This window comes from Pseudomonas sp. zfem002 (assembly GCF_032621685.1).
GTDB lineage: Bacteria > Pseudomonadota > Gammaproteobacteria > Pseudomonadales > Pseudomonadaceae > Aquipseudomonas > Aquipseudomonas japonica.
Map to the genome: position 1 here is coordinate 29,894 of NZ_JAVYJH010000001.1, position 21,753 is coordinate 51,646.

The window sequence follows — 21,753 nt, forward strand, 5'->3', positions numbered from 1 at the left end:
CGATTGCCCGCCGGAGGCCGTATAAACTGCTGCCCACTTTGTCGGTCGTTTCCTGAACCGGCACCTGAAACAAGAGAGTCGAAATGGGCGCACAGTGGAAAGCCAAGCATAAAGAAGCAGCTGCCAATGCCAAGGGCAAGATCATGGGCAAGCTGGCCAAGGAAATTCAGATCGCCGCGCGCAGCGGTGCCGACCCGGACATGAACGCGCGTCTGCGTCTGGTGATCGAGCAGGCCAAGAAGGCCTCGATGACCCGCGAGACCCTCGAGCGTGCGATCAAGAAAGGCGCCGGCCTGCTGGGCGAGCAGGTCCAGTACCACGCGGTCAAGTACGAAGGTTTCGCTCCGCACCAGGTGCCGCTGATCGTCGAGTGCCTGACCGACAACGTCAACCGCACCGTCGCCGAAGTCCGCGTGCTGTTCCGCAAGGGCCAGCTGGGCGCCGAGGGTTCGGTGTCGTGGGACTTCAACCACGTCGGCCTGATCGAAGCCACCCCGGACAGCGCCGATGCCGACCCTGAACTGGCCGCCATCGAAGCCGGTGCCCAGGACTTCGAGCCGGCCGATGAAGGCGCGACCCTGTTCATCACCGAAACCACCGACCTGGACAGCGTGCAGAAAGCCCTGCCGGGCCAGGGCTTCACCGTGATCTCAGCGAAGATCGGCTACACCCCGAAGAACCCGGTCAGCGCCGCCAGCCTGAGCGCCGAGGACCTGGCCGAAGTGGAAGCCTTCCTCGATGCGATCGACGGGCATGATGATGTGCAGAACGTGTATGTCGGTTTGACGGCCTGAGTCATCTGCTCGTGCTGCGTCTCTTGTAGGAGCGTGGCTTGCCCGCGAAGGACCGTGAAACGGTCCTCGGCAGCAACGCCATTGAGGACCGTTTCACGGTCCTTCGCGGGCAAGCCACGCTCCTACAGGGAGAGGGCCGACAAACGTCGCACGATCTCGGCAAACCCCGGCCGCAGCAGACCATCGGCCTGCAAGCAGTCCCGCTGCAGTTCCGCCACCCCTGGCAGCGCCTCACCACAGCGCTCCAGCAACTCCCCGAGCAACACCCCGAACGCCCGCACCTCGATCCGCTCGATCAGCCTCGCCTCGACACGCCCATCTGCGCCATGGAACGACGCCGCGCCAAAGTCCCCCAGCAGGCTGTGCCCGTGCTCGTCACAGAGGATGTTGTGTCCATACAGATCGCCATGGCTGATGCCACGACCGTGCAGGTGAGCCGCCACTGAGGCGATGCCCAGGGCCAGGCGTTGCAGCGCGGCGCCATCCAGTTGCCGATCGGCGGGGTAGATATCGCGGGTACAGCTGTCCAGGCTCGGTGGCCCGGCGAGGTTGAACCAGGCTGGATCGATCAGTTCCATGACCAACGCGGGAATCCCCTGCGGATGATTGTCCACCCGGCCGATCAGCGGAATCAGCTGCGGGTGGTGGCCCGCGGCGATGCACACCTGCATCTCCAGCAACGGGCTGCCGTCGCTGGTGATGTCGCCCTTGTACAGCTTCACCGCCACCGGCGCGTCGTGCCCCTGCAGGCGGGCCCGGTGGATGATGCCCGAGGCGCCCTGGCCAAGCGGCTGTTCCAGGGTGATGGCGTGCCAGTCGATCCGCGCGCATTCCTGCGCGGGCAGGTCGCCGTGCAACGGATTGCCGGCATACGCCAGCCAGGCCAGGTTGGGCAGGCGCAGCAACCACTGCGGCAGCGCTTCCAGGCGGTTGGCGGCGATGCGCAGCAGCTCCAGTTTGTCGCAGCGCGCCAGGCTTTGCGGCAGCGCGCGCAGGCGGTTGCCGGCGAGCATCAGCTTCTGCAGTTCACGGCAATCGCCCAGGGCCTCCGGCAGGGTTTCCACGAGGTTGTCGGTCAGCACCAGCGAGCGCAGGCGTGGCGGCAGGGCGGCGGCCGGGACCTGGCGGATGCGGTTGCTTTTCACCCCGACCACCTGCAGCTGCGCGCAGCCGCCGATGCCGAGCGGCAGGTCGCTCAGGCGATTGTCCGAGCAGAACAGCACCTTCAGCTTGTGCAGGCGGCCGAGGTCGGCGGGCAGGGTGGTCAGGGCATTGCCGGTCAGGTTGAGGACTTCGAGGCTGTCGGCCAGGTCGAAGATTTCCTCGGGAAAGTGCTCCAGGCCGCAGGCCAGGTCGAGGCGAACGGTGCCTGCCAGGCGGCCGGCTTTCAGGTCTTCAAGGCTGTGCATGGGGGCTGTCGTGGCGAAAAACGGCGGCCATGATAACGGCAAACGCCAGCGCCCATGCGACTTAAGTTCGATAGCACCGCGGCGCTATCCCGGCATACTCGCGGTTCGCCCTTTAACAACAACAAACGTAGGGTTATGTACCGATGAGCTATCAGCACAGCTATGACCGCTCCATTGCCGCGCCCGCCGATTTCTGGGCGGAGCAGGCCGCCGACCTGGCCTGGTTTCGCAAACCCACCGAGATCCTGCGCGACAACCCCGACGGCACCCACCAGTGGTTTGCCGACGGTCGCCTGAACAGCTGCTACCTGGCCCTCGATCAGCAGATCGAAGAAGGTCGCGGCGAGCAGCTCGCCCTGATCTACGATTCGCCGGTCACCGGCAGCCAGCAGACCTTCACCTTCAATCAGTTGCGCGACGAAGTGGCGCGGCTGGCCGGATTGCTGCGCGCGCTCGGGGTGAAGCAGGGCGACGGGGTGGTCATCTACATGCCGATGGTGCCGCAGGCGGCCATGGCCATGCTGGCCTGCGCGCGGATCGGCGCGGTGCACTCGGTGGTGTTCGGCGGCTTCGCCCCGCACGAGCTGGCCCTGCGTATCGACGATGCGCGGCCGACGGTGCTGCTGACCGCGTCCTGCGGTGTGGAGTTCGACCGCGTCATCGAATACAAGCCACTGGTGGACAGCGCCCTGGAGCAGTCCGCGCATCAGCCGGCGAAAGTGCTCGTGCTGCAGCGCCCGCAGGCCCGCGCCACGCTGCTGGCCGGTCGCGATCTGGACTGGCAGGCCGAACTGGCGGGCGCGCGGCCGGTGCCGCCGGTGGAACTGCGCGCCGGCGATCCGCTGTACATCATGTACACCTCCGGCACCACCGGGAAACCCAAGGGCATCGTCCGTGAGAACGGCGGCAATGCCGTGGCTCTGCGCTTCGCCATGCGCACTATCTATGGCATGCAGGCCGGCGAGGTGTGGTGGGGGATTTCCGATGTCGGCTGGGTGGTGGGGCACTCGCTGATCGTCTACGGGCCGCTGATGAGCGGCTGTACCACGGTGTTCTACGAGGGCAAGCCGATCCGCACGCCGGATGCCGGGGCCTACTGGCGGGTGGTCGAGCAGTACCGGGTCAATGGCCTGTTCTGCGCGCCGACGGCGATGCGTGCGATCCGCAAGGAGGACCCGGACGGCCGCCTGTTGCGGCGCTACGACCTGAGTTCGCTGCGGCAGTTGTTCCTCGCCGGCGAGCGCCTCGATTCCAGCACCCACCAATGGCTGGAGAGCGTCAGCGGCAAGAACGTCCACGATCACTGGTGGCAGACCGAGACCGGCTGGCCGGTGACCGCGCCGTGCCTGGGCCTGGACGGCAGCGGCGGGCGCGCCGGCTCCAGCAACCGCGCGGTGCCGGGCTATCACGTGCGGGTGCTGGACGAGGACGGCCAGCTCCTCGGCGCCAACCAGCAGGGCTCGATCGTCATCGCCCTGCCGCTGCCGCCGGGCTGCAGCCAGACCCTGTGGGGCGATCATGCGCGCTATCTGGAGTCGTACCTGCAGGCCTGTCCCGGCTATTACCACACCGGTGACGGCGGCTACCTGGACGACGACGGGTTCGTCTACATCATGGGTCGCACCGACGATGTCATCAACGTCTCCGGGCATCGCCTGTCCACCGGCGAAATGGAGGACCTGGTGGCCCGTCATCCGGCGGTGGCCGAGTGCGCGGTGGTCGGCGTGCGCGACGAGATCAAGGGCCAGGTGCCGTTGGCGCTGCTGGTGCTCAAGGATGGCGTGGACGGCGGCGAGGCGCAGTTGCAGGCGGAACTGGTGGCGACGGTGCGTGAGCAGATCGGCGCGCTGGCCTGCTTCAACCGGGTGCGGGTGGTCAAGCGTCTGCCCAAGACCCGTTCGGGCAAGATCCTGCGTGCGGTGCTGCGCAAGATCGCCGACCAGCAGGCCTATGTGGCGCCGTCGACCCTCGACGATCCGGCGGTGCTGGTGGAGATCGAGGCGGTGCTCGCGGGGTTGGCGCGCAGCGCCTGACCCGGTTGAGGCTGCTTTGCAGCCTTTCGCGAGCGAGCTCGCTCCCACAGGGTTGCTCAATAACCTGTAGGAGCGAGCTCGCTCGCGAAGGGCGGCAAAGCAGCCCCGATTGGCTTGACTGACTGCCGAAAGTCGCTCAGAGACCGAACAGCCTCTGCGCATTGCCGTAGAAGAACTTCTCCAGCACGTCATCGCGCAGGCCCAGGCGCTGGGCATCCTCGATGCTCTGCGCGATCGGCCGGAAGGTGTACGACGAGCCGAACAGCAACTGCTCGGCGAGGAAGCCGTTGGCCGCCTGCACATAGCCTTCGCTGCCGGCCTGGAACAGGTACATGTCCGGCACCAGGTGGACGTTGTCGTAGCGGAAGGCCAGGCCGATGGCCTGCTGCACGTTCGGCCAGTAGCCATGGCTGACGACGATCTTCAGTTGGGGAAAGGCCCGCGCCACCGCCGCCAGGCGCCCGGGGTCGTTGTAGGCCGGGTCCGGCGTGGTCGGTCCGCTCATGATGAACAGCGGCACGCCACGCTGCTGCAGATGCTCGTAGATGGGCCAGTACAGGCGATCGTCCGGGTGCCGCGCCGGCTCGGCGAAGCCCGGCTCCAGGTCGATGCCGGCCAGGCCCAGCACGTCGAGGGCGCGGTCGATCTCGGCGAGGGCGCCTTCCACCCCCTGCAGCACCGGTTCCACCGCGCCGATGCCGAGCAGCTCGGCATGGCCCTGGACCACGCTGTGGATCAGGTCGTTGGGCAGGTGCTGGCCCGGTGTATGCCGACCCACCACCACGGCCTTGTCCAGCCCGGCCTCGCGGATCTCGCCAAGAAAGCCTTCAGGAGTCAGCGAGCGCTCGAAATGGTTGTCGGCGCCACGGGTGCCGACCCGGCGATTGAGCCAGCGTGCGGTGTCATGCTCCGGCGAGCCCGGCACGCCGCCAAAGAACGGATGGAGATAGGCCGGACGGCAGCGCAGGTCGATGATCTTCATGCCGCCTGCTCCTTGTCCTTGCCCGCGCGGATATCGAACGCGCCGCCGGTGAAGGCGCCGTCCACGGTGACCTTGCCCTTGCCCGGCAGCAGCGGGAACACCAGCTCGGCGAAGCGGTAGGCCTCTTCCAGGTGCGGGTAGCCGGACAGCACGAAACTGTCGACGCCCAGCTCGGCGTACTCCAGCAGGCGCGCGGCAACGGTTTCGGCATCGCCCACCAGCGCGGTACCGGCGCCACCACGCACCAGGCCGACCCCGGCCCACAGGTTCGGCGCCACTTCCAGCTTGTTGCGGTCGCCACCGTGCAGGGCGGCCATGCGCCGCTGGCCCTCGGAGTCCATCTTCGCGTAGTTGGCCTGGGCGGCGGCGATGGTGGCGTCGTCGAGATGGCTGATCAGTTCGTCGGCGGCGGCCCAGGCAGCTGCGTTGGTTTCGCGCACGATGACATGCAGGCGCACGCCGAAACGCACGGTCCGCCCCAGCTTCGCGGCACGGGCGCGCACATCGGCGATCTTCCCGGCGACCGCCGCCGGTGGTTCACCCCAGGTCAGGTAGGCATCCACGTGCCTGGCCGCCAGGTCATGGGCGGCCGGCGAGGAGCCGCCGAAATACAGCGGCGGGTAGGGCTGCTGCACGGGCGGGAAGAAGTTCTGCGCGCCTTCGACCTTGAGGTGCTTGCCGGCGAAGTCGACGTTCTCGCCCTGCAGCAGGCGGCGCCAGATGGTGAGGAATTCGTCCGAGGCTTCGTAGCGCTCGTCGTGTTCGAGGAACACGCCATCGGCGGCCAGTTCGGTGGCATCGCCGCCGGGTACCACGTTGAGCAGCAGGCGGCCGTTGCTGGCCTGGTCCAGGCTCGCCGCCTGGCGCGCCGAGGCGGTGGGGTTGCCGAGGGAGGTGCGCAGGGCGACCAGCAGCTTGATGCGCTGGGTCACCGGCACCAGGCTGGCGGCGGTGACCCAGGGATCCAGGCAGCTGGCGCCGGTGGGGATCAGCAGGCCGTCGTAGCCGAGCTGGTCGGCGGCCACGGCGATCTGGCGCATGTAGGCGTTGGTCGCCGGGCGGCCGCTGGCCGAATGGCCGAGGTAGCGGGTGTCGCCGGAAGTCGGCAGGAACCAGAAGATATCGAGGCTCATTGCAGTGTCCTTGTTGCCATGGTTGGTGGGTAGGCACGCTTGGCAAGGGGTTTCCAGGAATTCAGATCGACAGGTTGATCACCCGGCCGTCGAAGCCGCCGGGCGCGGGACGGCGCTTGTTCACCACCAGTTCACCGATGCGGATCAGGTGGGTGCGGGTGATGTTGCGCGACAGCCCGAGCAGTTGCGCGGTGTGCACCTGGTTGTAGTGGCAGAAGTGGTAGGCGGCGCGCAGCAAGGCGTCCTCGACCTTTTCATGCAGGCCTTCGCCCTGTTCCTCGAACAGTTGCAGCAGGGCCCGTTGCAGCAGTTCGTCGGCACTTTCCTGGCGCGACCGGCTACTGTCCTCGCGCTCGATGCGCAGGTTCGACAGGTGCAGGTCCTCGGCGCGGATCACCTGGTCGCGGCACAGCAGCAGGGTGTGGTGGATGACGTTTTCCAGCTCGCGGATATTCCCCGGCCAGTCGTAGCCGGCCAGGCGCTGGCGGGCTTCTTCGCTGAGGCTGACCTCGGCGTAGCCCAGGCGCCGGCTGTACTCGGCGATGAAGTGGCGGGCCAGCGGCAGGATATCGCCCGGGCGTTCGCGCAGCGGATGCAATTGCAGGCTGACCACGTTCAGGCGGTAGTACAGGTCCTCGCGAAAGTGCCCGGCGTTGATCGCCTTTTCCAGCTGCACGTTGGTCGCCGCCAGCACCCGCACGTTGATCGGGATGCTCTTGCGCGAACCGAGGCGCACCACTTCGCGCTCCTGCAGCACGCGCAGCAGCTTGACCTGGATCGGCATCGGCAGGTCGCCGATCTCGTCGAGGAACAGGGTGCCGCCGTCGGCTTCCTCGAACCAGCCGGCCTTGGCCGCCAGGGCGCCGGTGAAGGCGCCTTTCTCATGGCCGAACAGCTCGGCTTCCACCAGCGACTCGGAGAATGCCCCGCAGTTGACCGCCACGAACGGCGCGTTGCGGCGGGCGCTGAGGTTGTGGATGTGCCGTGCCACCAGCTCCTTGCCGGTCCCGGTGGCGCCAATGATCAGCACGCTGGCCTCGCTGGGCGCAACCTGTTGCAGGTGGGCCAGCAGTGCCTGCGAGCGCGGGTCTTCGAAGACCTGCGCGGTGGCGCGGATCGAGGTGGCCAGGGTCGGGGACGGGGGCAGGGTGAGCAATTGCATGGGCAGGCCTTATGAATAGAAGGTCGGGGTCGGGCGCACAGCGTTCAGCGCCCATTCGCCGAGCTCGTGGATGCGGTAGTCCACCGGGTCGTGCAGGGTCTGGGTACGCAGGTTGCGCCAGTGCCGGTCGAAGCGCAGCGAGGCATGGGTGGCGCGGGCGCCGGTGACTTCGAACAGGCGGTTGCAGATATCCAGGCCATGGCGGGTTGCGGCGACCTTGGCCGTGCCGATGGCCAGGGCCAGATGCCCGCGTTCCTCGGCACCCAGGCCGGTGCCCTTGGCCCAGGCCTGGTCGAGCAGGGCAGCGGCGCGTTCGATCAGCAGGCGCATGCTTTCCAGGCCGACCCAGAATTCGCCGTAATGACGCAGCACATGCGGGTCTTCGCCGCTGTGCCGGGCCGTCGAGCGGAACCACGGACGGCTTTCGTTGAGGGTGTACTGGCGCGCTTCGGCGAAGGCGCCTTCGGTGATGCCGAGGAACAGGTTGGCGAAATGCAGTTGGGCGATCAGCGGGCGCAGGCAGGCGAACGGCGTGCTCAGCGGGCCTGGATCGAGGAGCAACTCGGCGTGTTCGACGCGGACCCGCTCGAAGGTGGCGCTGCCGCTGTCGGTCTGGCGCTGGCCGATATTGTCCCAGTCGCCGTGTAGGGTGATGCCGCTGCGTGCGCTGGGCACCGCGGCGATCAGCAGCTTGCCGCCGGCGCTTTCGTCGACCGCCGAGGCGATGAGCATTTCCGAGTCGCTGGCGCCGGAGCAGAAGCTCTTCTTGCCGGAGAACTCGCACCAGCCGTCGAAGCGCTTGACCACGGTGCGGGTGTCCAGCGGGTTGAGGGCGTTGCCCCAGAACCAGTGTTTGCGCGCGGTCTGTTCGAACCATGGCTCCCATTGTTCGGGGCGGGAGAACAGGCGCACGGTGGCCAGCATCAGGTGCTGGAAGCCGAAGACATGGGCGATGGAGCTGTCGACCCGGGCGAATTCGCGGGTCACTTCCAGGGTCTCGCTCCAGCTGGCGCCGAGGCCGCCGTACTGGGTCGGAATCACCAGGCCGAGCAGGCCGCTGGCGCGCAGGGCGTCGCGTTCGGCTTTCGGCGTGCCGCCGCGGGCATCGCGGTCGACGGCGGTTTCGGCGAAGCGCGTGGCCAGTTCACGGGCGATCTGCAGCGGGGTTTGCAGGTGCTGGGAAGGCAGGTTCATGGGCATGCCTCAGGCGATCTTGCGCGGGGCATTGTCGATCACCCCACCCAGCACGGCGGCAGCGCGCTCGGCGGCCAGGGCGATACGCGCCTGCAGGGCCGGGCTGGTGATCTGGTAGTCGTGGAAGTCGGCCTGGGCGGCGTACACGCCGATGGGCAGGGTCAGGGCCTGGAAGAAGCTGAACAGCGGGCGCAGTTGATGATCGATGACCAGCGCATGGCGCTCGCTGCCGCCGGTGGCGGCGAGCAGCACCGGGGTGTCGATCAGTGCGTCCTGGCCGATCAGGTCGAACAGGTGCTTGAACTGGCCCGGGTAGGAGCCGCGGTAGACCGGGGCGGCGACGATCAGCAGGTCGGCCTGCTCAATGGCCGCCAGTTGCGCCTCGACCTCGGCGGGCAGTTCGCTGCGCGACAGGGCGCCGCCGACTGGGCGAGCGATGTCGCCGAGTTCGATGACCTGCACGTTGAAGTCCAGGTACTGGCCGAGGGCGCTGATCAGGGCTTCGGTCAGGACCAGGGTGCGCGACGGGCGCCAGGCGCCGCCGGAAACGGCGACGATGTTGAAAGCGGTACTCATGGTGCGGATTCCTTGGCTGCGTTGATGTCCTGACTTGAGCAAGAGCCGTTCCAGTTCTGAAAAGTCTTTTGAATCAATGGGTTGTTCTTGATTCGTGGCTGGCGTGGCTGTTGTCTTTGTGCGGCAACTGTTGATCGGGTGTTGGTGGGTGAACAGTTGGCCGGGCAACAGTGGCCGGGTGGAGGGAGTTTTAGAGGGGATGTGATATTCAGTCCAATTATCAATAAAGATAAATTAATAATTTATTGGAATATAAGGTGGCTGACAGGGGCCGTGCGTCTGGCAGGAATCCCTGTGTGAGCGGGCATTGCCCGCGATGAGGTCGGCACTGACAAAGGTGGTGTCTTGGACTACGCCATCGCGGGCAATCGGAACGCCGCCCGGCCCGCTCCCACAAGGATTGCTGCCGGTCGCAAGGTTCCGGCTCGCCGTAAACCTGTGGGCTGGCTTGTCAGCGATGCTTTTGGGTGAGGGAAATTTCCTACAAATGGGCTACAGTCGACACCCACAGAGACCCACCCGCGGAGTCAGGGATGTCGTGCCCCCAGGTCGTTACCGGTGCCTTGCTGCAATGCAGCTTCGGTGCTGCGCCATGTGCCTTGAACGTGTTGCCGGTGAATCGGGTGATGGTCGGTGGCGTGCCGGCGGCGAACATCATGGATCATATTCCGCTGGTCAATATCCCCACCTTCGGCATGTGCACGAGCATGGCCAACCCCATGGTCGCCGCCGCCACCGCCGCGGCGCTCGGCGTGCTGACGCCGATGCCGTGCATTCCGGCTACCGCCTCACCGTGGATCCCCGGGGCGCCGACGGTACTGCTGGGCAACATGCCGGCGCTGGACGCCAACTGCACGCTGATGTGCAACTGGGCGGGGGTGATCAAGGTGAATTTCGCGGGGCAGGTGCAGACGCTGATTCCCTGAACCTGAGGGTGCTGTTCAGAGTCCTCGGGCAGACGCTGCCTGGTTTTCAACTGTTCGTTGACTACCCGGATTCGTTGCTCAAAAATGATCGCCATCTGTCCCTTCGAATCCCTGGAGTTCGTGATGAGCGTCAAAGCCCCGGCTTCGCGTAAAAAGCGCGAAATCTCCGAACAACCTGTACGCAAGCCCCCACCCTCGCTGCCTCCCCTTGCAAACGACAAGTCCCGGGCCATCTCCGAGCGGGGCCGGGAGTCGCTCATTGATCGCTACGCGCCCGAATAGGTAGCCGCCTGCCGCATGGATAGCGTTGAAATACATGACGTTTTCATAGGGCAATTCGATCCTGCCGATCCTGTCGAGGTCGAGTTTCGCGACCAGCTGATCGAGGCTTTCAAGTACTGGGCCGAACAGGGTCATCATCCCGATTTCGGGCGGGATGCCAGTTACCGCGACCCAGCCGGTTCGGTCGTTCCCAAGGTCGGCTTGCGCCATGTCCATCTGCGACCGGAAGGCGATATTCCCCCACGAGAGCGACGACTCTGGACGGACCCACATGTCGATCCTTATAGAAAGACATCCGACAGGCATCTGGTGTATGCGATGTCCGACGAGAATGATCGCCTGATGCTTTATTACTTCCAGGACGATGCTCATCAGGCAGCACGGCGCGACCAGCACCGTTTTCTCAAGGCGCTCGCTCGCGCCGCTGAGGAATGGTTCGAAGGGACCGGTCTGTTTCCTCGCGTGGATGGCTAGTTTTCCGCCCCGTTCGTCCACCACCACTTCAACCGCGACACCGGCTTGCCCGCCGCATCCAGCGGCCGCCCGTCCTCGGCATAGCGCTGCCCCGGGTCGAGCAGTTGGCCATTGAGGTACTGCGCCTTCAACGCCAGCTTGCCATTGCCATGGAACCGCTCCTGCAGCCCTTCGCGCACGCCGTTGGTGTAGCGCTCGCGCTCGGCCATGGCGCCATCCGGGTAATAGCTGATCGCTTCGCCATGCAGCTGCCCGAGGCGATAGCTGGCCGAGCGAACCAGCTGGCCTTCCTCGGAGTAGAAACGCGCCACGCCATCGAGCCGGTCGTTGCGATAGGGCAGTTGCGCGGACACCCGGCCATTGGCGTGGAAGGTCTGGCTCTCGCCCTGCAGCAGACCACCGGCATAGTTGAGCAAGGCCTGCGGCCGCGCCTGCTCGTCGATGCGCAGCGGCCCGTTCAGCTCGCCTTCGAGCAGGCGCCCGCTGAGCCGCGAATCGCCACGCTCCAGCTGAAAGGCATCACCCCTGGTCACGGTCTTCAATTGATCTTCACCAGGCCACCCTTGATGGTCAGCATGCCGCCACCGTCGACGGTCTGTTCGGCGCCGCCCTTGTTGGTCAGGCTGACCCCGGCGTCGTTGGTCATGGTGGTGCCGGCCTTGTTCTCCAGGGAGGTGCCGGCCTGGTTGGCGAAGGACGTGCCGGCCTTCTGCGCGATCGAGGTGCTGGCCTGCACGGCCAGGTCGGCGCCGCTCTTGATGCTGAAGCTGGCACCGCTCTGCAGGGTGATGGCGCCGCTCACCTTGATGGTCAGGTCGCCATCGATGGTCAGGCTGTAGTTGCCGGTGACCTTGTCGGTGTAGTTGCCACCGGTCTTGTGGGTCTGGTCGCCGCCCACGGTGACGGTGCGCGTGTCCTTGACGTCGAGGCTGTCGCTGCCGGTCTGGATCGCCACCGTGCGCTTGCCCTTTTCCAGGGTGATGGTCTCGTCGCCTTCCTTGACCGTGCGCGTGCGCGCGTTCTGCACGGTCTGGGTCTCGTCGTGGCCGATGGTCACGCTGACGTCGTTGAGCACGTTGGTGTTGAAGTCCTTCTGCGCCTGCAGGAAGACTTCCTCGCTGTCTTTCTTGTCCTCGAAGCGCAGGGCGTTGAAACCGCCGCCGCCCTTCGACGAGTTGGTCTTGATCCCGGACTGGGTCTGGTTGTCCGGCAGGGCCCAGGGCAGGCTGTTGTCGCCGTTGTACACGCAGCCGCTGACCAGCGGCCGGTCCGGATCGCCGTCGATGAAGGTGACGATCACTTCCTGGCCGATCCGCGGCACGAACTGCATGCCGAAGCTCTTGCCGGTCCAGGGCAGGACCACGCGCACCCAGCAGGAACTGGTTTCGTCGTTCTTGCCGTCGCGGTCCCAGGGGAACTGGATCTTGATCCGGCCGTATTCGTCGGTCCAGATCTCTTCGCCGGACTTGCCCACCACGGTGGCGGTCTGGGTGTGCATGCGCGGCTTGGCGGTGGTGCGCGGCGGGCGGTAGGGGGTGGCCTTGGGAATGGCTTCGAAGCGGTTGCGGTAGTGCTGGTGGCTGACGTCATGGGTGACCGAGGTCACCACCCAGTCGCTGTTCAGGCTGTCGTCATCGTGCCCGCTGAGGGTGAAGTAATGCCCCGGCACCAGCCAGCGGCAGTCGCTCTCGCCGACGAAGCGCTGTTCCTGGCTGCGCAGGCCGTCGACGCGCTGCTTGGTCAGGGCATCGCCACGGGACTTGTCGATGTAGCCACCGGGGTGTTCGTACAGGGTCAATGGCCCGGCCTTGGCCTCGGCCTGGCTGTACAGCGCGGTGGTGGGGGTGGTGAACGCATAGTCGTTGGCCGAATAGACCCCGGCCACCGCCTGCAGCACCCGCTGCCCGGAACGGATGCCGTGCAGCTCGCGCACGCCCATCTCCTGGCCCAGGTACTTCAGCGCCGGGCCGTTGGGGATCGCCGGAAAGGCATCGTTGTTGTCGGCCAGGACCAGGGTGTGCACGCCGTCCTCATGGGTGAAGAACCAGAAGATGCCGTCTTCCTCCAGCAGCCGCGAGACGAAGGCGAAATCGCTTTCGCCGTACTGCACGCAGTATTCCCGCGCGGTGTAGCTGCCGGTCAGGGACAGCTTGTAGTCGCTGAAGCCGTGGGCGTCGAAGATCGTGGTGACGATGTCCGAGGTGGTCTGGTTCTGGAACACCCGGTTGTTGCTGGCCAGGTTCAGCCACCACAGCCATGGCCGCAGCAGCAATTGGTAGTGCTCGGCGCTGGCGTCGCCGGGCAGCTGGCGGATCTCGGCGACCAGGCCGTCGAGCGGGCGCAGCTGGGCGTCGTTGTGCAGGGTCGCGGTGACATGGCTGGCCACCGCGCTGGTCAGGGTCAGGGCGCTGTCCGCATGCCCGCGCAGCATGCACATGCCCAGCCCGTTGAGTACCTCGGTGCCGCTCAGCGACTCGGGGTAGAGGTCGCTGACGGCGCTGGCGCTGAGGGAAAGGCTGGTATTGCTGTCGGTAGCGCGGGGCATCGAGGGCTCTCGGAACGGTCAGGCGGAAAGGGTGACTCTACACGGTGATGGGGTTTTGCGGTGACGCGGTGGCGCTGGTCTTGAGGCTTGCAGTGCTCTCCAGATCGAGCGCCGCCCGCGCGGCGCATCGCGGATGAATCCGCTCCCACATTTGTTGCAACGTACCTATGTCTGATAGGCCATGGTTGTCCGCCTTGTCGGCACGACGCGATACCGAGCCGAACCAACAGCTTCCCCGCCATGCGTCGCCGTGAGACAAAGGCTGGCAACTCAAATCTCACAGGCCATGGCGCGTTGCAACAAATGTGGGAGCGGGCGTAGCCCGCGATGCGCCGCGCGGGCGGCGCTCGGTCTCAAGAGCGCAAAAAATCTCAAGACAAGCACTACTCCAGCGCCCATTCCGCCAGCGTCCCGGTGACCTGCTTCATCAGCACGTTCTCGATATCCCGCGCCCCGGCACCGCTGCACTTGGCCAAGACCGCCTTGACGATGCCGCGGTCGAAATCGAACTGCTTGCCGGTGGCGGCCTTGTAGCGGTCGCGGAGTTTTTCCAGCTTGTGCAGGACGATGCCCTCCAGGGTCGCCTCGTCCAGCGGGTGGTAGGGCACCACGGTCATGCGCGCCAGGAACGCCGGGCGGAAGGCCTGCAGCAGCACCTTGTGCAGGCGTTCGTTGAAGCTTTCGCCGTCCAGCTCGGCCTTGGGCGTGTCGAGGATCAGTTCGGCGCCGACGTTGCTGGTGGCGAGCATCACGGTGTTCTTGAAGTCGACGATAAGGCCGCTGCCATCTTCCATCACGCCCTTGTCGAAGACGTTGTAGAAGGCCTCCAGCACATCCGGGTGGGCTTTCTCGATCTCGTCCAGCAGCACCACCGAATAGGGCTTGCGCCGCACCGCCTCGGTCAGCACGCCGCCGCTGCCGTAGCCGACGTAGCCGGGCGGGGCGCCCTTTAACTGGCTGACGGTATGGGCTTCCTGGTACTCGGAGAGGTTGATGCTGATCAGGTTGCGCTCGCCGCCGTACAGGGCGTCGGCCAGGGCGTAGGCGGTCTCGGTCTTGCCCACCCCGGTGGGGCCGGGGAGAAGGAACACGCCCACTGGTTTCTGCGGGTCGGTGAGGCCGGCGCGGTAGGCCTGCAGGCGCTGGGCGATGGTGTCGAGGGCGGTTTTCTGGCCCATCACCCGCTGCCCCATGCGCTGGCCCAGGGTGCGCACGGCGTGGGCTTCGTCGGCGAGCATCTTGCCCACGGGAATGCCGGTCCAGCCGGAAATCACCGCGGCGACGATCTTCGAATCGACCTGTTCGGGCACCAGCGGATCGTCCTGGCGAATGGCATCGAGACCGGCCTCCAGGCGCAGCAGTTCGGCGGCCAGGTGATCGATGCGGCTGTCGCTTTCGGCATCGCGCTTCTCGCTGTCGGCATCGGCGCGCTCGCTCAGGCGCAGGAGTTCCTGGCGGGTCTCCAGCAGCTCGCGGACCGCCTCGCGCTCTTCGCTCCAGCGGGTTTCCAGCTCGCGCATGGCGTCCTGGTCGATCTTCAGTTCCGCCTCCAGGGCGGTGATGCGCTCGCGATGATCCTGGCCGGTGGCCTGTTCGCGGCGCAGGCGTTCCAGTTCTTCGTTGAGGCTGTGCTGGCGGTGGCGCAGGTGCTCCAGCGGCGGTGGCACGTCGTGCTGGCCGAGGGCGACGCGGGCGCAGGCGGTGTCGAGAATGCTGATGGCCTTGTCCGGCAACTGGCGTCCGGAGATGTAGCGGTGCGACAGCTTCACCGCGTCCTGGATCGCGCTGTCCAGCACCTGCACGCCGTGGTGCTGCTCCAGCTTGGCGGCGATGCCGCGGAGCATCTTCACGCAGGTGGCCTCGCTCGGCTCCTCGACCTGGACCAGCTGGAAGCGCCGGGCCAGGGCCGGGTCCTTCTCGAAGTACTTCTTGTATTCCTGCCAGGTGGTCGCGGCCAGGGTGCGCAGTTCGCCGCGGGCCAGGGCCGGCTTGAGCAGGTTGGCCGCGTCGCTGCCGCCCTCGGCGCCACCGGCACCGATCAGGGTGTGGGCTTCGTCGATGAACATGATGGTTGGCTTGGGTGCGCTGCGCACCGCGTCGATCACACCCTTGAGGCGCTGTTCGAACTCGCCCTTGACCCCGGCGCCGGCCTGCAGCAGGCCGAGGTCGAGGACCCGCAGGCAGACGTCCTGCAAGGCCGGTGGCACGTCGCCGGCGGCGATGCGCAGGGCCAGGCCCTCGACCAGCGCGGTCTTGCCGACGCCCGGGGCGCCGACCAGGATCGGGTTGTTCTGCCGACGGCGCAGGAGGATGTCGATGCACTGGCGAATCTCGCCTTCGCGGCCGATGATCGGGTCGATGCGCCCGGCCCGGGCGTCGGCCGTGAGGTCCTGGGTGTACTGCTCCAGCAGCGGGTCTTCGGCGCCCTTGGCGTTGCCTTTGCCGCGCTTGGCCGGGGCATTGGCCACGGGTTGTTCGCGGGAGCCGGCGGTCAGCTCGGCGAACCTGCCGCGCAGGCGGTCCACGGGGATGGTCAGCAGTGCCGCGGCGCTGTCGAGCAGTTGCGCGCGGAATTCGTCGCGCTCCAGCAGGGTCAGCAGCAACTGGCCGGAACGGATGCTCTGCTCGCCGCGCAGGCTGGCCTGGAGCACGGTTTCCTTGAGCAGGTTGACGGTCTGCGCCGACAGCGACGGGGTTCGGGTGTTGCCGCCCTTGAACAGCTCCAGGGCGCGGTTGATCTGCTCGTCGAGGGCATCGCGCTCGACCTTGAACGCGGGCAGCAGGCAGGCCAGGTCGCCGGCGTCGATCTCCAGCATCTCGAGAAGGAAATGCTCGATCTCGACGAAATGATGACCTCGCTGCAGGCAGCGTTGCGCGGCGCGTTCCAGGGCGTCGCGGGTGTCACTGTTCAACCATGCGATCAGACTGCCGAGTTCCATGTTCTGTCCTTGCCGACTGGCGCAGTCGGGTTGCGATTCGCTGACGATGAGTCGGGTTGTCGGCGCGCTGCAGGCCGCAGTTCCAGTTCAGTTGCGGGGGCTGCTCGCGCTTGAGGTAGAGCGGTTGCGCGCCATCGATTTCGAGGATCAGGGCGCAGTCCAGGTCGGGGCCGAAATACAGCGCGGCGAGGTCGGCCAGTTGCCGGTGCATCTCGCCCTGGGGCAGCAGGCCCTGCGCCTGCCGGGCATTCAGCGGGCCGAAAACCAGGGTGATGCCGGCGTGCTCGTCCCAGATCCGCTTGCCGGCGATCGCCGTGCGTCCTAGGCTGAGGTTGCGCCGGCCACGGCCGAGCACGCTGCGGCTGCCCGGGGGGATTTCGCACCAGGCGCCGGTATAGGGCTCGCAGCGCAGCGGCAGGTCGAAGTGATGGCGGACGATGGAGACGAAGCCGGCCAGGGAGCGCCGTCCGCCGCCGAACAGCGCGGTGCGCGCCAGCAGGGCCGCGTCCGGCAACTGCTGGCGCTCGCGCAGGCCTTGCGGCAACAGGCCGCTGAGGGCGCGCAGTTGCTGGTGCACCGGGGTCGCCTCGGGCTCGGCGAAGCCCAGGGCCACGCGGTGCTTGCGCAGGGCGCGGTAGAGCAGGCTGAGCAGGCGGTGCTGGAACAGGTCGAGAAACTCCGCCGGCGCATGGTCGCGGGCCAGCGCGCGCTGCTGCAGCCATTCCTGGAAGGCGTAGGGCAGCGGGCCGTCCGGACCGCCGAGGCCGAACAGCGGGGTGCTGAGGATCGGCCGCGGGTCGTGGGCGTCATGGCTGAGCTTTTCCACCTGGCTGGCGGGAAACACCGGGGTCAGCGGACCGCGCAGGCGCACCGCCTCGTTCTGCGGCACGCTGCCGCAACCCAGCGAGGTGGCCTTGCGGTTCTCGTGTTCGAGGATCAGCAGGGCCTGGAGCAGTTCGAAGCCCTGGGGCCGTCCGCGCAGGGTGTCGCTCAGAGGCTCAGGGGCATGCCGGCCTGCGGGCTCCATGTCTTGATCTCCTTGGTGGCGTCGTCGGCGTCGACCAGTACCGTACTGATGTAGCGGTTGGCGGTGGCATACAGCGAGAAGAATTGCGCCAGCACCGCGGAAAACAGCACGGTGCTGTGGCCGACGAAGTGCGCCGGGTCCAGTTGCACCCGCACCTCTAGGCCCTTGCGCCAGCCGCGCCAGGCGTCAGTACCGACATGGGCGACGCGGCGCTCGCTGCTCAGGCTCATCAGGCCGTCGATCTGCCGGCCGGCGCTGGCTTCGTTGCGCAGGTTGTGCAGCGTCAGCATCTCGCGCAGGGCATCGAGGGCCTGCGGGCCTTCCACCAGCGACAGGTGATTGAGGGTCAGCTGCGACACCAGGCGCCAGCGCGACTGGCCGTCGAGGCTGGGCACGCCCTGCGAGCTGGGCGGGTTGACCAGGCGCGCGCTGGCCGGTGCCCCGGGGCGCTCGAACGACAGCGCGGTGCCGGCGGCCAGGCTCTGCGCGAGGTGGCGGTTGGTGCACAGCAGCTCGGCGCTGAGGCTGAAGTTCCAGGCCTGGCGCAGCGGATCGAAACCGGGATCGACCAGGCTGACCAGCAGGTCGCTGCCGATGCGGTTGGGCGTCAGGCCATGGATGCGCCGGGCATGCCAGTACAGCGTCGTGGCGCTGCCGTGCTGGCTGCCGTAGTAGGGCGCCAGTGGGCGCACCACGCCATCCGCACCCAGGGCGCGCATGCTGCGGATGCTGTGGATCTCCACGCTGTTCTCGCGGTGGCTGTCGGCGACCAGGCGGTATTCGCTGCTGCGCCCGTCCGGACGCAGTGGCTCCGAGGTGCGGCGGAACAGGTTGATCGCCGGCGCGCAGCCCAGGGCGATATCGCTGGCCTGCAGGTAGAGGTGCGGCGGCGCCGGGCGGTCGAAGACCAGGTACAGGTACAGGCTGTTGCCCTCGACGTGCGTGGGGTCGACCGGTACATCTAAGAAGTGGAATTTCTCCGGGAAGGCGAAGTACTCGGCGAGCAGGCGCAGACCGGGGTGAACGCCGTCTTCGTCGGGCAGCAGGGCCTGCTCGTCGGCAAAACCGACCACCCGCGGCAGGTCCGCCAGGCGCCGCAGCTTGTCGCGGCTGGCACCGTTGAAGACGCTGAGGGTATGGGCGCCGAGCAGGTCGTAGAGCGTCGCGTTGACCATCGGCGAGGCGTCGAGGTGCAGGCGCAGCTGACGCACGCCGAGGTCGGCCCAGCCGGCCTTGCCCAGGCAGTCGATGCGCAGGCGCAGGGCTGAGCCGGCGTCGTAGCGGCCGCTCAGTTCGCGCGCTTCGTCGCCGCCCAGGAGCACCGCCTCGGCGATCTGCAGCGGCCACAGGGTGACCTCGGCGCCGGTGCGGAAATGAATGCTGTCGCCACGGGTGGTGGTGACGAACAACGGGGTGTCGCGTGGCAAGGCATAACCGCTTTCCAGCGCGCCCTTGGTCGGGTCCGGCTCGAAGCGCACGATGGCGCACGAGGGCAGGGGGCGCAGGGCCAGCGGGTAGAGTTGTTCGAGCAGGGCGTCGCTGAATTCCGCGTAGTCGTCGTCAAGACGACGCTGCAGGCGCGCCGACAGCAGGGCGAAGCCTTCCAGCAGGCGTTCGACGTGGGGGTCCTGGCTTTCCCCCGGCGACAGTTCCAGGCGCCGCGCCACCTTCGGGTAGCGGTTGGCGAAGGCGCTGCCGGCGTTGCGCAGCCAGGTCAGTTCGCGTTGGTAGTAATCGAGCAGTTGCGGGTCAATCGAGTCGCTCATGGCTGACCTCCACGCCCGTATCGCCTGCTTCCAGGGCAAAGGCCACCGGCCATTGCTGGCCACCCTGGCGGAGCATGCCGCTGAGCAGGATGTTCAGCGCGCGCGGTTGCCCGGCCACCAGGCGTACTTCCACCTCGCCCAGTTGCAGGCGCGGTTCGAAGTGGCTGATGGCGGCACGGATTTCCCGGGCGATGCGCCGACGGTCGTCGCTGTTGCTGGCCTGCAGGCCGCTCCAGTCGCCGATGCCGTAGTCGAGCACGGTGGGTGGCGTGCTCAGCGCCGGTCCCGAGCGGCGACTGTTGAGCAGGCGCGACAGCTCCTCGCGGACCGACGCGGCCAGGGCCTGGCGGTCGAGCGAGTGGGCGTCGCCCGCGCTCCCGGCCAGGCGTTCGAACAGCAGGGGGCGCAAGCCGCTGGACATCTAGACGAAGCCTCAGCTGCCGGCCTTGTTCAGGGTCATGTCCCAGCTGGTGCCCGCCACGCCTTCCTTGGTGCCGTCGTCTTTCTGCGTGGTCAGTTCCCATTTGATCTTGGTGAAGTTCAGCGACATGGTTTCCACCGGCTTGCCGCCGGTGCCGCCGCTGACGCTGAGGTTCGACAGGATCACGTTGTCCAGGGTGTAGACGATGAACGGCATGATCTGCCCGCTGCTCTCGGCGGCGTTGCGGCCGATGGTGATCTTGGCCTGGGTGATCGGCTTGCCGGAGACGCAGTACAGGTTGAGGTTGGGGGTGGAGGTGTCGATGAACTTGGTCAGGGTGAATTCGCCAACGAATGGCTTGCCCGAGGTTCGTTCGGTGTTGCTGACGTCGTTGGTCACCTGCATGGCGACGTTATGGCTGTAGGACATGATCTCGATCTTGTCCTTGTAGCCCTCGATCAGCGAGTCACCTTTGATGTCGTCGCCGAGGTCCAGAATGATCGCATCCATCGCGTGAAGCTCCTGCAGTCAGAAAGTGGCAAAAAGAAGGGCAACGGCTCCCGCGGGCGTACCCGCGGGAGCTCCGGTCAAGCGGCAGCCGGTGGTGGCAGGGTCGCTACCAGGCGGATCGAGGCGGTCAGCTCTTCCAGCTGGAAGTGCGGACGCAGGAACACCGTGGCACGGTAGGCGCCCGGCTTGCCCGGTACTTCGGACACGTCGATGCGGGCTTCGCGCAGCGGGTACTGGGCCTTGATGTCCTGCGGGGCGTTGTCGTTGACCAGCACGTAGTCGGCGATCCAGTTGTTCAGGTAGGTCTGCACGTTGTCGCGGGTCATGAAGCTGCCCACCTTGTCGCGCATGATCACCTTCAGGTAGTGGGCGAAGCGCGACGAGGCCAGCACGTACGGCAGCATCGAGGAGATCCGCGCGTTGGCGTTGGCCTCGTTGGTGTTGTAGGTGCGTGGCTTGTTGGTGGTCTGGCCACCGAAGAACACTGCGGTCCCGGTGTTTTTCTTGTGGCACAGGGAAATGAAGCCGAGGTCGTTCAGCTCCTTCTCGCGACGGTCGGTGATCGCCACTTCGGTCGGGCACTTCAGGGTCAGGTCACCCGAGGCGGTCTTGAAGGTGTGCTGCGGCAGGTTGCTCAGCGCGCCGCCGCTCTCGGCGCCACGGATCGCCGCGCCCCAGCCGTACTTGGCGTAGGCGTCGGTGATGCGCGAGGCCAGGGCCCAGGCGGCGTTGCCCCAGAGGTACTGCTTGCCGTCCGGATCGCCGACCTGCTCGGTGAAGTCCATGCCTTCCACCGGCAGGGTGTCCTTGCCGTAGGGCAGGCGCAGGAGGAAGCGCGGCAGCACCAGCGACACGTAGCGCGAGTCTTCGCTGGCGCGGAAGTCGCGCCATGGGCCCAGTTCCAGGCTTTCGAAGATCTTCGCCAGGTCTTTCGGCACGGCCAGGTCGTTGAACTGCTTCATGTCGAACAGCAGCGGGCTGGCCGCGGCGACGAACGGCGCGTGGGCGGCGGCGGCGACTTCGGAGATCTTGCGCAGCAGGGCGATGTCCTGCGGGTGACGGCCGAAGAAGTAGTCACCGACCAGCACGCTGAACGGATAGCCACCGAAGGTGCCGTATTCCTCTTCGTAGATCTTCTTGAACAGGACGGTCTGGTCGAAGTCCACGGCGCGGGTCAGGTCCTTGCTCAGCTCGTTCTGCGAGACGTTGAGCAGGCGCAGTTTCAGGCGGGTGCTGGTCTCGGTGTTGCTGACCAGCATGTGCAGGCCGCGCCAGGAAGCCTCGAGCTTCTGGAAGCCTTCGTCGTGGAGGATTTCGTTGAGCTGGGCGCTGATCAGCTTGTCGATCTGGCTGATGCGGTCGTTGATCAGGGCGCGGGTGTCAGGGTCCTGGCCCTGGCTGACGGCGAGGGCCTTGTCGAGGACCTGGCTGGCGAACTCGGCGATCATGTCCTGGGCGTAGATCTTCTGGCTTTCGTCGTGGACGATCTGGCCTTCCTTGATGATCTTTTCGAGCAGGGTCAGGGTCTGGGTACTGCCTTCGCTTTGATTCTCGGTGCTGGACGCGGGCATGGTGGAGTC

At 66.7% G+C, this 21,753-nt stretch carries 18 protein-coding genes; 4 read left to right on the top strand and 14 right to left on the bottom strand.

Features of this window, described 5'->3' with window-relative positions:
* Positions 1–83: 83 nt before the first annotated feature.
* Positions 84–794: a YebC/PmpR family DNA-binding transcriptional regulator gene (locus tag RTI28_RS00140; protein WP_316918577.1), complete on the top strand. Its 711-nt coding sequence runs from the start codon at positions 84–86 to the stop codon at positions 792–794.
* Positions 795–916: 122 nt separating this feature from the next.
* Here RTI28_RS00140 and RTI28_RS00145 read toward each other — a convergent pair whose 3' ends face one another.
* Positions 917–2,203, bottom strand: coding sequence for a leucine-rich repeat-containing protein kinase family protein (locus RTI28_RS00145; protein ID WP_316918578.1), 1,287 nt, complete (start codon positions 2,201–2,203; stop codon positions 917–919).
* Positions 2,204–2,346: 143 nt separating this feature from the next.
* Here RTI28_RS00145 and RTI28_RS00150 point away from each other — a divergent pair, with 143 nt between their 5' ends.
* Positions 2,347–4,236: a propionyl-CoA synthetase gene (locus RTI28_RS00150; protein WP_316918579.1), complete on the top strand. Its 1,890-nt coding sequence runs from the start codon at positions 2,347–2,349 to the stop codon at positions 4,234–4,236.
* A gap of 136 nt (positions 4,237–4,372) precedes the next feature.
* Here the strand turns inward: RTI28_RS00150 and RTI28_RS00155 are convergent, their stop codons facing one another.
* The 5 genes from RTI28_RS00155 to msuE all read right to left on the bottom strand — a co-directional run bounded on the left by RTI28_RS00155 (position 4,373) and on the right by msuE (position 9,283).
* Positions 4,373–5,218: an amidohydrolase family protein gene (locus tag RTI28_RS00155; RefSeq protein WP_316918580.1), complete on the bottom strand. Its 846-nt coding sequence runs from the start codon at positions 5,216–5,218 to the stop codon at positions 4,373–4,375.
* Positions 5,215–6,351, bottom strand: a complete 1,137-nt coding sequence (gene ssuD / locus RTI28_RS00160; protein ID WP_316918581.1) for an FMNH2-dependent alkanesulfonate monooxygenase — start codon at positions 6,349–6,351, stop codon at positions 5,215–5,217. Before ssuD ends, RTI28_RS00155 begins: the two co-directional genes overlap by 4 nt.
* Positions 6,352–6,412: 61 nt before the next feature.
* Positions 6,413–7,513, bottom strand: a complete 1,101-nt coding sequence (locus tag RTI28_RS00165; protein ID WP_316918582.1) for a sigma-54 dependent transcriptional regulator — start codon at positions 7,511–7,513, stop codon at positions 6,413–6,415.
* Positions 7,514–7,522: 9 nt separating this feature from the next.
* The gene (locus tag RTI28_RS00170; protein ID WP_316918583.1) at positions 7,523–8,707 is read right to left on the bottom strand and encodes an acyl-CoA dehydrogenase family protein; all 1,185 of its coding nucleotides are present in this window, start codon (positions 8,705–8,707) and stop codon (positions 7,523–7,525) included.
* Positions 8,708–8,716: 9 nt separating this feature from the next.
* The gene (msuE, locus tag RTI28_RS00175; protein ID WP_316918584.1) at positions 8,717–9,283 is read right to left on the bottom strand and encodes an FMN reductase; all 567 of its coding nucleotides are present in this window, start codon (positions 9,281–9,283) and stop codon (positions 8,717–8,719) included.
* Between the two features lie 533 nt (positions 9,284–9,816).
* Here msuE and RTI28_RS00180 point away from each other — a divergent pair.
* Positions 9,817–10,209, top strand: a complete 393-nt coding sequence (locus tag RTI28_RS00180) for a DUF4280 domain-containing protein (RefSeq protein WP_316918585.1) — start codon at positions 9,817–9,819, stop codon at positions 10,207–10,209.
* Between the two features lie 297 nt (positions 10,210–10,506).
* A complete protein-coding gene (locus tag RTI28_RS00185) occupies positions 10,507–10,965 on the top strand; it encodes a type II toxin-antitoxin system YafO family toxin (RefSeq protein WP_316918586.1) in 459 nt (152 codons plus the stop codon).
* Here RTI28_RS00185 and RTI28_RS00190 read toward each other — a convergent pair.
* The 8 genes from RTI28_RS00190 to tssC all read right to left on the bottom strand — a co-directional run bounded on the left by RTI28_RS00190 (position 10,962) and on the right by tssC (position 21,744).
* On the bottom strand, positions 10,962–11,507 hold the full coding sequence (locus RTI28_RS00190) for a toxin-antitoxin system YwqK family antitoxin (RefSeq protein ID WP_316918587.1): 546 nt from the start codon (positions 11,505–11,507) through the stop codon (positions 10,962–10,964). The two genes, RTI28_RS00185 and RTI28_RS00190, sit on opposite strands and share 4 nt — an antisense overlap.
* On the bottom strand, positions 11,504–13,510 hold the full coding sequence (tssI, locus tag RTI28_RS00195; protein WP_316918588.1) for a type VI secretion system tip protein TssI/VgrG: 2,007 nt from the start codon (positions 13,508–13,510) through the stop codon (positions 11,504–11,506). The genes RTI28_RS00190 and tssI overlap by 4 nt, the downstream gene beginning before the upstream one ends.
* Positions 13,511–13,893: 383 nt before the next feature.
* The gene (gene tssH, locus RTI28_RS00200) at positions 13,894–16,449 is read right to left on the bottom strand and encodes a type VI secretion system ATPase TssH (RefSeq protein ID WP_316918589.1); all 2,556 of its coding nucleotides are present in this window, start codon (positions 16,447–16,449) and stop codon (positions 13,894–13,896) included.
* Positions 16,412–17,476, bottom strand: a complete 1,065-nt coding sequence (tssG, locus tag RTI28_RS00205; RefSeq protein WP_316918590.1) for a type VI secretion system baseplate subunit TssG — start codon at positions 17,474–17,476, stop codon at positions 16,412–16,414. Before tssG ends, tssH begins: the two co-directional genes overlap by 38 nt.
* Positions 17,440–19,242, bottom strand: coding sequence for a type VI secretion system baseplate subunit TssF (gene tssF / locus RTI28_RS00210; protein ID WP_316918591.1), 1,803 nt, complete (start codon positions 19,240–19,242; stop codon positions 17,440–17,442). Before tssF ends, tssG begins: the two co-directional genes overlap by 37 nt.
* Positions 19,226–19,663: a type VI secretion system baseplate subunit TssE gene (gene tssE / locus RTI28_RS00215; RefSeq protein ID WP_316918592.1), complete on the bottom strand. Its 438-nt coding sequence runs from the start codon at positions 19,661–19,663 to the stop codon at positions 19,226–19,228. Before tssE ends, tssF begins: the two co-directional genes overlap by 17 nt.
* Before the next feature lie 12 nt (positions 19,664–19,675).
* Positions 19,676–20,173 carry an Hcp family type VI secretion system effector gene (locus RTI28_RS00220; protein WP_042129570.1) on the bottom strand — a complete coding sequence of 166 codons (498 nt, stop codon included), beginning with the start codon at positions 20,171–20,173 and terminating at the stop codon, positions 19,676–19,678.
* A 77-nt stretch (positions 20,174–20,250) separates the two neighbouring features.
* Positions 20,251–21,744, bottom strand: coding sequence for a type VI secretion system contractile sheath large subunit (tssC, locus tag RTI28_RS00225; protein ID WP_316918593.1), 1,494 nt, complete (start codon positions 21,742–21,744; stop codon positions 20,251–20,253).
* Positions 21,745–21,753: the final 9 nt, after the last annotated feature.

Excerpts from the sequence above, each read along its gene's own strand:
- tssH (WP_316918589.1), bottom strand. The coding sequence starts at position 16,449 with ATGGAACTCGGCAGTCTGATCGCATGGTTGAACAGTGACACCCGCGAC.
- RTI28_RS00185 (WP_316918586.1), top strand. The coding sequence starts at position 10,507 with ATGGATAGCGTTGAAATACATGACGTTTTCATAGGGCAATTCGATCCT.
- RTI28_RS00145 (WP_316918578.1), bottom strand. The coding sequence starts at position 2,203 with ATGCACAGCCTTGAAGACCTGAAAGCCGGCCGCCTGGCAGGCACCGTT.
- RTI28_RS00220 (WP_042129570.1), bottom strand. The coding sequence starts at position 20,173 with ATGGATGCGATCATTCTGGACCTCGGCGACGACATCAAAGGTGACTCG.
- tssG (WP_316918590.1), bottom strand. The coding sequence starts at position 17,476 with ATGGAGCCCGCAGGCCGGCATGCCCCTGAGCCTCTGAGCGACACCCTG.
- tssF (WP_316918591.1), bottom strand. The coding sequence starts at position 19,242 with ATGAGCGACTCGATTGACCCGCAACTGCTCGATTACTACCAACGCGAA.
- ssuD (WP_316918581.1), bottom strand. The coding sequence starts at position 6,351 with ATGAGCCTCGATATCTTCTGGTTCCTGCCGACTTCCGGCGACACCCGC.
- RTI28_RS00180 (WP_316918585.1), top strand. The coding sequence starts at position 9,817 with ATGTCGTGCCCCCAGGTCGTTACCGGTGCCTTGCTGCAATGCAGCTTC.
- msuE (WP_316918584.1), bottom strand. The coding sequence starts at position 9,283 with ATGAGTACCGCTTTCAACATCGTCGCCGTTTCCGGCGGCGCCTGGCGC.
- RTI28_RS00155 (WP_316918580.1), bottom strand. The coding sequence starts at position 5,218 with ATGAAGATCATCGACCTGCGCTGCCGTCCGGCCTATCTCCATCCGTTC.
- RTI28_RS00170 (WP_316918583.1), bottom strand. The coding sequence starts at position 8,707 with ATGAACCTGCCTTCCCAGCACCTGCAAACCCCGCTGCAGATCGCCCGT.
- tssE (WP_316918592.1), bottom strand. The coding sequence starts at position 19,663 with ATGTCCAGCGGCTTGCGCCCCCTGCTGTTCGAACGCCTGGCCGGGAGC.
- RTI28_RS00165 (WP_316918582.1), bottom strand. The coding sequence starts at position 7,513 with ATGCAATTGCTCACCCTGCCCCCGTCCCCGACCCTGGCCACCTCGATC.
- tssC (WP_316918593.1), bottom strand. The coding sequence starts at position 21,744 with ATGCCCGCGTCCAGCACCGAGAATCAAAGCGAAGGCAGTACCCAGACC.
- tssI (WP_316918588.1), bottom strand. The coding sequence starts at position 13,510 with ATGCCCCGCGCTACCGACAGCAATACCAGCCTTTCCCTCAGCGCCAGC.
- RTI28_RS00140 (WP_316918577.1), top strand. The coding sequence starts at position 84 with ATGGGCGCACAGTGGAAAGCCAAGCATAAAGAAGCAGCTGCCAATGCC.
- RTI28_RS00150 (WP_316918579.1), top strand. The coding sequence starts at position 2,347 with ATGAGCTATCAGCACAGCTATGACCGCTCCATTGCCGCGCCCGCCGAT.